Raw genomic sequence first — 12,701 nt, 5'->3', positions numbered from 1 at the left:
CCGATGGAGTTGGTGATCGGTGGTGCGCAGCAAGTGGGGCGCGGCTGGCGCATGTTGATGGAATGCCTGGCGGCGGGGCGGGCCATTTCGCTGCCGTCTTCCAGCGTCGGTTTTTCCAAGATGGCCGTGCGCGGCACCAGCGCCTATACCGCCATGCGGCGCCAGTTCAGGATCGAGATCGGCAAGTTCGAAGGGGTGCAGGAAGCCTTGGCGCGCATGGGGGGACATCTCTACATGATGGACGCCACACGACGCCTGTCGGCATTGGCGGTGGATGCGGGCGAGAAGCCCTCGGTGATCTCGGCCATTTCCAAATACCACGTCACCGAGCGCGGACGTATCGTGGTCAACGATGGCATGGACATCATCGGCGGCAAGGGCATTTGCATGGGGCCCGGCAATTTCCTGGCGCGGGCCTACCAGCAGGTGCCGATCGCCATCACCGTGGAGGGCGCCAATATCCTTACGCGCTGCCTGATCATCTTCGGGCAGGGCGCGATTCGCTGCCATCCCTATGTGTTAAAGGAATTGGCGGCTGCCGCTGATGAAGATCGTCAACGCGCCTTGCAGGAGTTCGACCGGTTGCTCTTTGCGCATCTCTCCTTCGTGGCCGCCAATGCGGCACGCAGCCTGGTGGGCGGCTTGAGCGGCGGCTGGCTGCTGCCAGCCAGTCGCCACGCCGGGCGTGCCACCCGGAGTTATGTCCGGGCGGTGGTGCACCTGTCATCGGCCTTTGCGCTGTTGACCGATGTCAGCATGGGTGTGCTGGGCGGCACGCTCAAGTTCCGTGAGCGTATTTCCGCGCGGCTGGGGGATGTGCTCTCGCAGCTCTATCTGGTGTCGGCGGTGTTGAAGCGTTTCGAGGATGAGGGCCGGCAGGAAGCTGACCTGCCCTATGTGGACTGGTCGGTGCAGGATGCGTTGAATCGCGCCCAGGAAGCCATCATCGAGGTCTTGCATAACTTCCCCAATCCCTTCATCGCGTTTCTGTTGCGGGGGCTGATCTTCCCGCTGGGCCGACCCTATCGCAAGCCCTCCGATGTGCTGGGTACGCGCGTGGCCAAGGCCATGCAGACACCGGGCGAGAGCCGCAATCGCCTGCTGGCCGATGCCTACCTGCCGCGCGAGGGCGACCCGCTGGCCTGCGGCGAGCAAGCCTTCGTGCTCACGCCTGTGGTACAGCAACTGGAGCATCGCCTGAAGCAGGATATCAAGGACGGCAGGCTACCCCCGATGCCGCAGAACCTCCCGGAATTGCCGGCCTGGAGCGCACTGGCGCTGGAACGCAGCCTGATCTCGGCGCAGGAGAAGGCGGCGCTGGATACCTTTGCCCACTATGCCGAGCAGAGCGTGCGGGTCGACGACTTTGCGGCCGATTTCGACCGTGCCGAGATGCTCGCATCCTCCCGTTGAGAGGCGTGCTGCGCTTTGCGCTATGCTGCCCTCTGACCAAACGACAGGATGAACCATGACCCAGCAGCCCCGCATCTATCTGGCCGGCCCCGATGTGTTCCAGCGTGACTACGCCCAGTACAAGCTGCGCATCAAGCAGTGGTGCGCCGAACTGGGGCTGGTGGCGCTGTGTCCGGGAGATGATGAAGTCACCGGGGAGAGCAAGGCCGACATCGCCCGTCGCATCTATGAGATCAACGTGGCCTTGATCGAATCGGCCGATTACGTGGTGGCCAATGTCTGCAATTTTCGGGGACATGAGCCCGATTCCGGCACCGTCTTCGAAATCGGCTATGCGGTGGGGCGCGGCAAGAAGGTGTGGTGCTACAACACCCCCACCCAGGACTTGCTGCATCAGTTGCCCCAGGGCGAGCCCGGTTATTGCCTGGACGGGATGCTCATCGAAGACTTCGGCCTGCCACGCAACCTGATGCTGGCCCATGCCGCCCAACTGGTGCAGGGCGACCTGCGCAGTTGCCTGCAACAGGTGGCGCGCTGGCATGGCGGGCAGCGCTGATCCCTCCTGGCCGGCTGCTTGAACCCTTGTCTTGAGCGGCGTTGTTCTCGGTCGATTGCCAAAAGGAAGTAAAAATATTATTAAGATATATCTTGAAATGCTCGATATAAAGATATATCTTGGCTATATCGATCGACACGCAGCGTGCGTCAGTCGCTGCATTTTGCAACCCGACAAGAAGGAAACACCATGTTCAAGCATTTATTCAGCCACCATGGTCAGCCCGGCCATGGCCCCAAGCACCAGCGTCATGAGCGCGGTCATCACGGCGGCGGCATGTTCGAGGAAGACGAAGCGCGTGGTCCGCGTGGCCACCACGGCCCGCGTGGCCGCGAAGGAGGCGGACGCGGTGCGCGCATGTTCGAGCAGGGCGCGCTGCGCATCGTGATGCTGCACCTGTTGCAGGAAAAGCCGCGCCACGGTTACGACATGATCAAGGCCATCGAGCAACTGGTCGGTGGCGGCTACAGTCCCAGCCCCGGCGTGATCTACCCGACCCTGACCCTGCTGGAAGAAATGGGCCATGCCTCGGTGCAGGGCGAAGACGGTGGCAAGAAGCTCTACACCATCAGCCCCGAAGGCAAGACCCACCTGGAAGAAAAGGATAACGCCGAGCTGCTGCAGCAGGTGCTGCGCAAGTTCGAACTGCGTCGTCAGGAACGTCCCGACGCCGATGCGCCCGAGCTGCAGCGCGCTGTGCAGAACTTCCGCCTGGCCCTGCATACCCGGCTGGCCAAGGGCAAGTTGGAAAAGGAAGAGCTGCACGCCATCATCGACATCATCGACCGCGCTGCCGTGGCGGTGGAGCGCGTCTGAGCTGAACGGGCGCCTCGGCCAATCAGGAAAGGAAATTCACATGAGGGAACATCGCTATCGCATCACCCTGGAACACCTGGCTACCGCCTCGGAGGGACAGGTCTTGCACGAGCCTTTGCGTTTCGAGGCTGGCAATCATGACGATATCTTCAGTATCGTCTCCCGCCTGCGTGGTCGCGGGCAGTTCGACGACCAGACCAGCGCGCAACTGGCGCTGGGCATCAAGCTGTTCGGCGAGGTCATGCTCAAGAACCGCAAGCATCCGCTGTTTGCCGAGATCCAGCCGGCGTTTCGCGAGTTCATCATGCAGCTCAAGTCGCAGGGTAAGGCCGCTGCGGGAGCAGATGCGGCTCCCGCTGCCGCAGCAGTTGCTGCTCCCGCGACCGAATGAGTCTCTTCGCGTGCCGGTCTCACTGATGGGCTGGCGCAATCATTTCCGCATAGTCATACAGCGCGCCCAGGATGTCCTGGGTGCGTTCGTCATCGGACTCTTCCTGCAACTGGTCGATCTGCTCGAACAGTTGCGCGATGGTGCGCGCACCGCCGGCCCCTTCGAACAGTCGGGCGGCACGGTGTTCTTCCCAGTGCCGGGCTTCGTCGGGGCTCAAGGTCTGGGGGAAGTTGCGTGCGCGATAGCGGAACAAAACTTCATTTAGTCGCATGTCGTCGAAGGCCACGCTGGCGGTGGCCAGCGCTTGCGGTGGCAGGGCGCGCAGTTGCGTCAACTGGCGGCGGTCGCCATTGCCGATGAAGCCACCGTACAAATCTTCATCTACGTCTGCAGCCGCCTCATTGTCGCGCTGGTAGACCTGGCGCCACAGCGGCGCCAGGTCGGGCAGGGCGGCGGCCAGGTCGGCATGACGCAGGGCAGCGTCAACGTCGATATTGAGCTCGGCGGCGCGCTCGGCAGTGAGGGTCTTGAGGCTGCCCACCACCATCGGCGACTTGTTGAGGTGGATGCTCTTGACCGGCAGGCGGGTCATGCCTTCGGGCAGTTCATCGCGCTTGGTGAACATGCGTTGGCGCACCGTGGCCGCATCCAGACCGGCCAGTTCGCTGGGGTCGTAGCCGAGATCCCAGGCGATCACTTCGTTCTTGTTGGTCGGATGCATCCCCAGCGGCCACATCAGCGCCAGGCAGCCATTGGCCACCGGGAACATGCCCGAGACATGCAGGAACGGCTTGGCCACAGGCAGGCCGATCTCGGCGGCGGCCTTATCCTTCTTGTGCAGGGCCAGGGCGAAGTCGAACAGGCGCGGGTTGTTCTGGCGGATCAGGCGCGCCAGTGCAATGGTGGCGCGCACATCCGAGAGCGCATCGTGGGCTGCTTCGTGGATCAGGCCATTGGCCTTGGACAGGTCTTCCAGCTTGAAGCTGACACTGCCGTCTTCCTTCTTCGGCCAGGTGATGCCCTGCGGGCGCAGTGCATAGGTCAGCCGCACCACGTCCAGCAAATCCCAGCGGCCGCAGCCATTGGCCCATTCGCGGGCATATGGGTCGATCAGGTTGCGCCAGAACATGAAGCGCGTGACTTCATCGTCGAAGCGGATGGTGTTGTAGCCCACGCCGATGGTGCTGGGCTCGCCCAGCACCTGTTCGATGCGGGCGGCGAACTCATGCTCGGGCAGGCCGTGTTGCAGGCAATGCTGCGGCGTGATGCCGGTGATCAGGCAGGAGACCGGGTCGGGCAGGTAGTCCGGCGCCGGCTGGCAATAGATCATGATGGGCTCGCCGATCTCGTTGAGCTCGGCATCGGTGCGCACGGCAGCGAACTGCGCGGGGCGGTCGCGGCGCGGCACGGCGCCAAAGGTTTCGTAGTCGTGCCAGAGGAAGGTGTGATTGGACATCGCGGCGGCGTTCTCTATGGAATCGAATCGCGCGATTATAGAGCTTTGCGCGGCAGGCGCAGCCATGCAAGGCCGGCCAGGGCAAGAGCAAGCTCGATTTTTCGATGGATTTTTGGGGCCGTAGCGGGATAGCGCCGTGCTTATTGCCCCGGCGCCAACGGTGCGGTATCGCGCTGCAAGATCTTGCGCATGACATCTTGCAGGGTGCCGCTGCGCATGGGCGGGTTGCCGCCGGCGTAGTGGATGTTGTCGATCACCCAGCCGCGGGCGTCGCGGCTCAGGTCGACCTTGTCGGTCCATTTGACGGGCGATTGCAGCTTGGCGTCGCTGAAGATCAGTTCCACCGCGCAGTTGGCGACCTGTTCCTGCGCTTCGCACTGGAGGATGCGGAAGGTGGAGGCACCGTTCGGGTTGCCCGTGAAGAGGTCACCCTGTACCAGCGGCGGCAGCGGTTCGGCATCAGGATCGGCCGCCAGGTCGGCGGCGGACTGGGCGGTGCGCGCTTCCTGGGCCACCGAGACATCCTTCAACAGGTCGAACAGCGGTACCGACAGGAAACGACGGAAAGTGATCAGTTCGCGCAGCGTCAGGGCGCCCGCGGGGCGGTTGGAGGCATGGGTCTGGTAGAACTCCGTGACCAGCTCCTTGGCCTTGCCCTCTTCATTGGCCGAGCACGCTGCAAGCAGCAGGCTGGCGGCGACGACGAGTGTCTTACCGATGCGCTTCAATCCGATTCTCCCTGGGCCATTCGCGTGCGCGGCGACGTGTTGATTCGTTGTGATGTTGTTTTCGGGGTACTTTATTGCATCTGGCCTGTCGGCCCATGGTGTGGGCAAAGCGACAAGCATTCCAAGTGGCAAGGATAGCTTGCCTACCTCAGCCGGAAGGCCCGGAACACATCGCCAAAAAGCCGCCAATTCCACCGCCGCCTGCCTCAGACGAGGCGGGGCGGCTCATCCGGCAGGAACAGTGGCCGTGGTGGCGGCCTTACTCTGCCTGCTGGATGGCGTCGTTGAGGTTGTCGCTCAGGTATTCGCGCTGGGAAGACTGGTCGTTGCCGATGAATTCGATGTCATCGATGCGCCACTGGCGCTCTTCGCGTACCAGCAGGATCTTGTCGTTCCAGGATTCGTCGCTGCCTTGTTTCTGGTAGCGGAAAGCCACCTGGCAGGAGGCGCGGTCGTTTTCGCTATCGCAGGATTGCACGGCGAAGGAGGTGGCGCCTTCATAGAGCGAGGTGAACAGGTCGCCTTCGATGAGGGGCGCGGCCACGCCGCCCGCGGCGCTCACGTAGCGCGCTTCGGCGGCTTCGGCACGGGTCAGCAGGGCATACAGCGCGCGGCTGACCAGCGGCTGGAACTGCTTGAGTTCATCGGCCGAGGGCAGGCCGGGGGCAGCGTTCTTGAGATGGATGCGGTAGAAGTCACCGATCACGTCGGCTTGCTGCTGTTCGTCGCCGCTGAAATTGTTGCAGCCGGACAGCGCCAGCAACATGCCCAGCGCACAGGCGCCGGCGCGCAGATGGCGTGCGGGGGAGAAGGCAAAGCGGGGCAGTGTGGTCATTCTGGTGTTCCTGCGCGGTCGTGGCCGGCGCATGTCGTGTCTTCGGGTGGGCGGTAGCCGGTGCAGCCCGCCCCTGCGTGATACGCCCTTTAGTTCCGGGCGCGCCGCAAACGTTCCACAGCGCCTGGGGTGGTGGCGCTGCCGGGACGGTGTGTTGCTAGGGCCTGTTCAGGCCGATTCGGTCAGCAGGGCGAAGTGTTCCACCTGCGGAGCACCAGCGAAGAACGGGCCGACGATGCTGCGCCATTCGGTGAAGGCGGGCGATTCACGGAAATCCACGGTATGGTTTTCCAGGGTGGCCCAGTACACCATGAGCAGGTAACGCTCGGGCGACTCGATGCCTTTTTGCACCTTGTGGCCGAGATAGCCACGGGCCTTGCTGATGGTCTGCGCCAGGCCACGCTGGATGGCTTCGTCGAATTCAGCTTGCTTGCCGGGTTGGATGCGGATATCCGCCAGTTCCAGGATCATGTAGGTCTCCAGTGCATAGTCGAGGGATGCCGGGTGGCACCAGCTTGTGTGGTGCCGGCCAAGCTGAACGATTATCACATGTTCCCAGGATGGGGGCCGGCAATGCGATGGCGTTTTGCGCAAACCGCCGGTCTGTTTTGGGGCATGGGGCTGGTGCAGCCCATGTTTTTGCACCGTCGAGTGGCAGCGCAGCGGTATCCCGAAATCTTTTACGGATTTTTGGGGCGATGCAGTGCCGCAGCAATTGTTATTTGTGCGAGCGCTCAATACACTAGCCCCCGTTCCATTGATACCAATAATTCAAAAACATCCACAACGAAAGGGATCTCCATGTCGGGTTCGTATTTCCCCCAATGGCGGCTGCGCCAAAGCACCAACGACGGCCAGGGGGCCGTGATCGCCGCCGATGAACGGTTGCCTGCGCCGCAGACGGCGGCCATGGGCGTGCAGCACGTGGTGGCCATGTTCGGTTCGACCGTGCTGGCGCCGCTGCTCATGGGTTTCGATCCCAACCTGGCGATCCTGATGTCGGGCGTGGGGACGCTGCTGTTTTTCCTGATGGTGGGTGGGCGCGTGCCGAGCTACCTGGGGTCGAGCTTTTCCTTCATCGGGTTGGTCATTGGCGTGACCGGTTACGCCGGTTCCGGCCCCAACGCCAACCTGGGTGTGGCGCTGGGCGGCATCATCGCTTGTGGTGCGGTCTATGCGGTGATCGGCCTGATCGTCTCGGGCGTGGGCACGCGCTGGATCGAGTCACTGATGCCGCCGGTGGTGACCGGTGCGGTGGTGGCGGTGATCGGCCTGAACCTGGCGCCGATTGCCGTCAAGGGCGTGTCCGGCAGTAGCTTCGATAGCTGGATGGCGCTGGCCACCATTCTCTGCGTGGGCTTCGTGGCGGTGTTTGCGCGCGGCATGTTGCAGCGTCTCTTGATCTTGATCGGGTTGCTGCTGGCCTATGCGCTCTATGCGGTGCTGGCCAATGGCCTGGGCCTGGGCAAGCCGATCGACTTTGCCGGCGTGGCCAATGCCGCCTGGTTCGGTGTGCCGCACTTTGCTACGCCGGTGTTCCACGCTGGGGCCATGGCCCTGCTGGCACCGGTGGCCATCATCCTGGTGGCCGAGAACCTGGGCCACATCAAGGCCGTCTCGGCCATGACCGGTCAGAATCTGGACCGCTACATCGGCCGCGCCTTCATCGGCGATGGTCTGGCCACCATGCTCTCGGGCAGCGTGGGTGGGACTGGCGTGACCACCTATGCGGAGAACATCGGCGTGATGGCCGTCACCCGGATCTATTCCACGCTGGTGTTCGTGGTGGCGGCGGTCATTGCCATCCTGCTGGGTTTCTCGCCCAAGTTCGGCGCTGTGATCCTGACCATTCCTGGTGCGGTGCTGGGCGGCGTGTCGATCGTGGTGTTCGGGCTCATCACGGTCTCCGGTGCGCGCATCTGGGTCGAGAACAAGGTCGATTTTTCCAACAATACCAACCTGATCGTGGCGGCTGTCACGCTGGTGCTGGGGGCCGGCGACTTCACCCTGAAGATGGGCGGCTTCGCGCTGGGTGGCATCGGGACCGCGACTTTCGGTGCCATCATCCTGCACGCCTTGCTCAAGCGCTGAGGATGATTCCAGGCTGACAAGACGTGCACGCAACAGTGCCAGGGCCGGTCCTCGTGACCGGCCTTTTTTGTTCTACTATTGTGTGAGTAAAGTGAAGATTTCCGTTGAGCAATCCACGCTGGCTGTCTATACTTTGTCGCGTCGCAGCGTAGAGCCGCCACCACGGCCCCGGGGAACGGGCCTGGCAGGAGGCCGGATGGACCGCTGCCAGTCTTCGGGCCTGGCCCGCTTATCAGGGGAATAACCGCATGAACTCCGCTCTGCGCCTGCCGGCGCTGCTGTGCATCGCTCTGCCTTTGCTGTCGGCTTGTGACGCCGTGGCCGGCAAGAAGGATTATGACTATTTCCGCAAAAACCTTGACGAGGCCAAGTCGGTCTCCGACCAGTGCCAGTTGAATGGCACCTCCGGCATGAACCAGCAGCAGATCAGGGTCTGCGGGGCGGCGCGGGAAGCCTGGGGCAACCGCAACTTCAACTACTGAAGCCGGGCGGCTGTGGCCAAGCGGCGTCACGGCGCTGTCACAAATCTGTCAAAGACGCTGGTTAGAATGCCTGGTTCTTTACAGTTTCTTAACGACCTGGCCGCTCATGCACAATCCGCCGGACACTCCGCAAGCCCTGCACCTGCTCTATGAGCCGGCCGGATTCATCTGTGCCTTCCGCTTCGAAGAGGGCCGCGCGCGCCAGATGAACTGGAACGAGGTGGTCGACTATCATCCGGTGACGCCCGCCTTCACCTGGCTGCACGTGAAGACCGCCGATGTGAAGATCCAGCAATGGCTGGAGCATCACAGCGACATAGCCGAATACATCACTGAATTTTTATTGAGCAGCGACACCCATCCCGGTCTGCACGCCACGCCCGATGGCGTCTACGGCACGCTGACCGATATGAAGATGGAGATCGGCGACACCGGTACCGAGAAGGGGGCGCTGCACTTCTACCTGGACCGCACGCGCCTGTTGACGCTGCGCACCCAGCCGCTGATTTCCACCAACATGCTGCGCCAGAAAGTGCTCGATGGCGGTGACTTCGACAATCCCATGGATTTGTTCGCCGAGCTGCTGCGCTGCCTGGCCGATGGCTTCAATGCGCGCCTGGACAAGCTCAATGACAAGGTCGATGACATCGAATTCTCGGTGCTCTCCGACCGCCGCGCCGAAGATCGCGCCGAGCTCTCCGGCATCCGTCGTCAACTGGCTGAACTGCGTCGCTTCATCGCGCCGGAACGCCGCATCCTGGCGCAGTTCCAGCGCCTGCGTCCGTCCTGGGTGCCGCGCGAGGCGCTGGAAGACCTTGAACGAACTGCATTCCACCGTGGAAGCGGTCTATGAGCGCGCCAAGCTGTTGCAGGAAGAGATCGCCTCGCAGATGTCGGAGCAGATGAACCGCAACCTGATGGCGCTATCGATCCTGACCGCATTGCTGATGCCGGCCACGCTGGTGTCGGGGATCTTCGGAATGAACGTGGCGGGTCTGCCGGGCCTGCATGATGAGGCCTCGTTCTGGATCGTGATGGGCGTGATGGGGGGCCTCGGTGTGGCCACCGTGGCCTTCCTGAAGTGGATGAAGATCTTCTGAACGAAGATCCTCCGCCGGGGCATCAGTCGCGCGCAGCCATGGCTTCTTCGCTTTCGCGGATCAACTGGTCGAGGTCCAGGTTGTCCACCGCTTCCACCTTCAGCGACAGCGGGCGCCATAGCGAATACAGCCACAGCCCGATGCAGCTCATGGTGCCCAGGAAGAGCGTGATGAAGGCCGACAGGAACAGGCCGATGAAGGGCGAAGCGATCAGCCCGTCATAACCGATCAGGTGCTTGCCATCCCAGGTGATGGTTTGGGCGCCGAACAGCGACAGCACCCCCATCAAGGTTGAAAACGGCACCAGCGAGAACGTGGTGCCGATGGCCAGCAGCTTGTAGATGGACGCCATCGACAGGCGCTGGATCTTGATCTGCTCAAACATGAGCCTTCCCCTTGCACTCAGCGTGGCCCACGCCACGTTGCTGCGCCTTCCCTGTGGCACGGGCGGCTGGCGCTGTGCCGCCCGCGTCTTGGCCTTGCGGCCGTTTCCCTTGGCTGGGCCGCTTACTTGCCCCAGCTATCCTTCAGTGTCACGGCCCGGTTGAAGATGGGCTGGCCGGCGGTCGAATCGACGCGGTCGGCCACGAAGTAGCCGTGGCGTTCGAACTGGTAGATCTCGCCCGGTTGGGCGTTCTTCAAGGTCGGCTCCAGGTAGGCGGTGATGACTTCCTTGGAGTTCGGATTCAATGCTGCCAGGAAGTCCTTGCCACCGGCATCCGGGTGCGGATCCGAGAACAGGCGGTCGTACAGGCGCACTTCGGTGGCCAGGGCGTGGTCCGCGCTGACCCAGTGCAGGTTGCCCTTGACCTTGTAGTTGGAGCTGCCTTCGGTGCCGCTCTTGCTGTCTTCGAAGTAGTTGCAGTGGACGGCGATGACGTTGCCGTGTTCATCCTTGTCGCAGCCGGTGCATTCAACCACGTAGCCGTAGCGCAGGCGTACCTTGTTGCCGGGGAAGAGACGGAAGTAACCCTTGGTCGGTTCTTCCATGAAGTCTTCACGCTCGATCCACAGTTCGCGGGTGATGGGGAAATGGCGATGCGCGGTGTCGTGTTCAGGGTGCGCAGGCGGATAGACCGGAGCGCTGCAATCGATGGACACGCCTGCGGGGAAGTTGTCGATGATCAGCTTCAAGGGACGCAGCACAGCCACTGCGCGTGGGGCCTTGGGGTCGAGGTCTTCGCGCAGTGCGCCTTCGAGCACGCTGAAGTCGATCCAGCTGTTGTTCTTGGAGGCGCCGGTGCGGTCGCACATCAGGCGGATTGCTTCAGGCGTATAGCCACGGCGGCGCAGGCCGACGATGGTGGGCATACGCGGATCGTCCCAGCCGGAGACGATCTTTTCATCGACCAACTGGCGCAGCTTGCGCTTGCTGGTGATGATGTAGGTCAGGTTCAGGCGCGCAAATTCATATTGATGCGGCAGCGGCTTCTTGAAGAAACCTTCCTCGGCCAGGTGTTCCAGCAGCCAGTCGTAGAACGGGCGCTGGTCTTCGAATTCCAGGGTGCAGATGGAGTGCGAGATGTTTTCCAGCGCGTCTTCGATCGGATGCGCGAAGGTGTACATCGGGTACACGCGCCACTTGTCGCCGGTATTGTGGTGGGTGGCGTGGCGGATGCGGTAGATGGCCGGATCGCGCAGGTTCATGTTGGGGCTGGCCATGTCGATCCTGGCGCGCAGGATCATGGAGCCGTCCGGGTGCTTGCCGTCGCGCATTTCCTCGAACAGGCGCAGCGATTCCTCGGCCGGGCGGTCGCGCCACGGCGAATCCTTGCCGGCTTCGGTCAGGGTGCCGCGGTTCTCGCGCATCTGTTCGGCATTCTGTTCATCCACGTAGGCCAGGCCCTTGCGGATAAGCGCCTGGGCGCAGGCGTACATGACGTCGAAGTAGTTGCTGGCGTAGTACAGGTGCGACTTGCCTTCATGTTCCCAGGAGAAGCCCAGCCACTTGACCGAGTCGAGGATGGTGTCGACGTATTCCTGTTCTTCCTTTTCGGGATTGGTGTCGTCGAAACGCATGTGGCAGCGGCCGGCATAGTCGGCCGCCAGGCCGAAGTTCAGGCAGATCGACTTGGCGTGGCCGATGTGCAGGTAGCCATTCGGTTCGGGCGGAAAACGGGTGACCACCTGCGGCAGCGCCTCGCCATCCTGGTTGCTGCGCTCGGCATAGGTGCCGGAGACCAGATCGGATTCGATGATGCCGCGCAGGAAATTGGTGGAGGGGGCAGGGGTGTGTCCGTTTTTCAGTTCGTTGCTCATGGGATGAATCGGGAGGAATGCCTATTTATTCAGATGGCAAGCATTTTACCGCAGCTACCCATGTTCCACGGGCTTTGCGGCCGTCGTGGCGAGATTTTTTGCCATCCGACAACGCTTTGGGGGGAGGGGATGAAGGGTTTTTCTTGTTACACAAGATACGGCTGGGAATGACATGTCAGGAGGGGAGGCTGGCAATCTGCCGACATGACCTGGCAGGGTGCCGGGTGCAGTGAGCAAGACCTACGACAACAAAAGGAGTACATCATGAACCGTTGCATCAAGCTGATCGTCGCCGCCGCAGTGGCCGCCGCCACGCTGTCAGCCTGCGTGATGGTACCGGTGGGGCCGCCACCGCCCCATTACTACCGTCCCTACTATGGTCCAGGCTATTACTATGGCCGTTGAGGTGAGCGGGCTCCATCTATTTAGAACTCATTTCATAAATAGGCATGAGTGCGAGCGAGTCTCGTTTGGGATGAAGTGCAAGGCGCGAATTTGGGTCAAGACTGGGCGTCTTGACCCAAATTCGTAACGCAGCAATTCGCCCAACGAGCCGCTCCCTCCGGTTCTGCCC

At 62.3% G+C, this 12,701-nt stretch carries 13 protein-coding genes and 1 pseudogene; 8 read left to right on the top strand and 6 right to left on the bottom strand.

Annotated elements, in window-relative coordinates; genetic code table 11:
• From I5W_RS06840 to I5W_RS06825, 4 genes are all read left to right on the top strand, one after another.
• The coding region (locus tag I5W_RS06840) for an acyl-CoA dehydrogenase domain-containing protein (protein ID WP_044528665.1) at positions 1-1,413 on the top strand (1,413 nt) is incomplete at its 5' end.
• A 55-nt stretch (positions 1,414-1,468) separates the two neighbouring features.
• Positions 1,469-1,969, top strand: coding sequence for a nucleoside 2-deoxyribosyltransferase (locus I5W_RS06835; RefSeq protein ID WP_044528664.1), 501 nt, complete (start codon positions 1,469-1,471; stop codon positions 1,967-1,969).
• Between the two features lie 189 nt (positions 1,970-2,158).
• Positions 2,159-2,785: a PadR family transcriptional regulator gene (locus I5W_RS06830; protein WP_017452095.1), complete on the top strand. Its 627-nt coding sequence runs from the start codon at positions 2,159-2,161 to the stop codon at positions 2,783-2,785.
• 40 nt (positions 2,786-2,825) lie between these two features.
• Entirely contained in the window at positions 2,826-3,176 is a 351-nt protein-coding gene (locus I5W_RS06825; protein ID WP_044528663.1) for a DUF3861 domain-containing protein, read from the top strand.
• A 19-nt stretch (positions 3,177-3,195) separates the two neighbouring features.
• Here I5W_RS06825 and sbcB read toward each other — a convergent pair whose 3' ends face one another.
• From sbcB to I5W_RS06805, 4 genes are all read right to left on the bottom strand, one after another.
• Positions 3,196-4,632, bottom strand: coding sequence for an exodeoxyribonuclease I (gene sbcB, locus I5W_RS06820; protein WP_044528662.1), 1,437 nt, complete (start codon positions 4,630-4,632; stop codon positions 3,196-3,198).
• Positions 4,633-4,772: 140 nt separating this feature from the next.
• The gene (locus tag I5W_RS06815; protein WP_044528661.1) at positions 4,773-5,360 is read right to left on the bottom strand and encodes a hypothetical protein; all 588 of its coding nucleotides are present in this window, start codon (positions 5,358-5,360) and stop codon (positions 4,773-4,775) included.
• Between the two features lie 259 nt (positions 5,361-5,619).
• On the bottom strand, positions 5,620-6,195 hold the full coding sequence (locus I5W_RS06810) for a DUF3828 domain-containing protein (protein WP_017452098.1): 576 nt from the start codon (positions 6,193-6,195) through the stop codon (positions 5,620-5,622).
• A 168-nt stretch (positions 6,196-6,363) separates the two neighbouring features.
• Positions 6,364-6,666, bottom strand: coding sequence for an antibiotic biosynthesis monooxygenase family protein (locus I5W_RS06805; RefSeq protein ID WP_017452099.1), 303 nt, complete (start codon positions 6,664-6,666; stop codon positions 6,364-6,366).
• Positions 6,667-6,996: 330 nt separating this feature from the next.
• Between I5W_RS06805 and I5W_RS06800 the strand changes: the two genes are divergently transcribed.
• The 3 genes and pseudogenes from I5W_RS06800 to I5W_RS06790 all read left to right on the top strand — a co-directional run bounded on the left by I5W_RS06800 (position 6,997) and on the right by I5W_RS06790 (position 9,868).
• On the top strand, positions 6,997-8,286 hold the full coding sequence (locus I5W_RS06800) for a solute carrier family 23 protein (protein ID WP_044528660.1): 1,290 nt from the start codon (positions 6,997-6,999) through the stop codon (positions 8,284-8,286).
• 248 nt (positions 8,287-8,534) lie between these two features.
• Complete coding sequence (locus I5W_RS06795; protein WP_017452101.1) at positions 8,535-8,768, top strand: hypothetical protein; 234 nt, start codon at positions 8,535-8,537, stop codon at positions 8,766-8,768.
• Positions 8,769-8,874: 106 nt separating this feature from the next.
• Positions 8,875-9,868: pseudogene (locus I5W_RS06790) on the top strand (transporter).
• Positions 9,869-9,890: 22 nt separating this feature from the next.
• Here I5W_RS06790 and I5W_RS06785 read toward each other — a convergent pair.
• On the bottom strand, positions 9,891-10,253 hold the full coding sequence (locus I5W_RS06785; protein WP_044528659.1) for a hypothetical protein: 363 nt from the start codon (positions 10,251-10,253) through the stop codon (positions 9,891-9,893).
• A 122-nt stretch (positions 10,254-10,375) separates the two neighbouring features.
• Positions 10,376-12,127, bottom strand: coding sequence for a glutamine--tRNA ligase/YqeY domain fusion protein (locus I5W_RS06780; protein WP_017452104.1), 1,752 nt, complete (start codon positions 12,125-12,127; stop codon positions 10,376-10,378).
• Positions 12,128-12,391: 264 nt separating this feature from the next.
• Here I5W_RS06780 and I5W_RS32375 point away from each other — a divergent pair, with 264 nt between their 5' ends.
• Entirely contained in the window at positions 12,392-12,532 is a 141-nt protein-coding gene (locus I5W_RS32375) for a hypothetical protein (protein ID WP_017452105.1), read from the top strand.
• Positions 12,533-12,701 lie beyond the last annotated feature (169 nt).

It is taken from the genome of Herbaspirillum sp. B65, from assembly GCF_000333555.1.
GTDB classification, from domain to species: Bacteria; Pseudomonadota; Gammaproteobacteria; order Burkholderiales; family Burkholderiaceae_D; genus Herbaspirillum; species Herbaspirillum rubrisubalbicans.
This window is presented reverse-complemented; position numbering and strand designations above follow the sequence as displayed.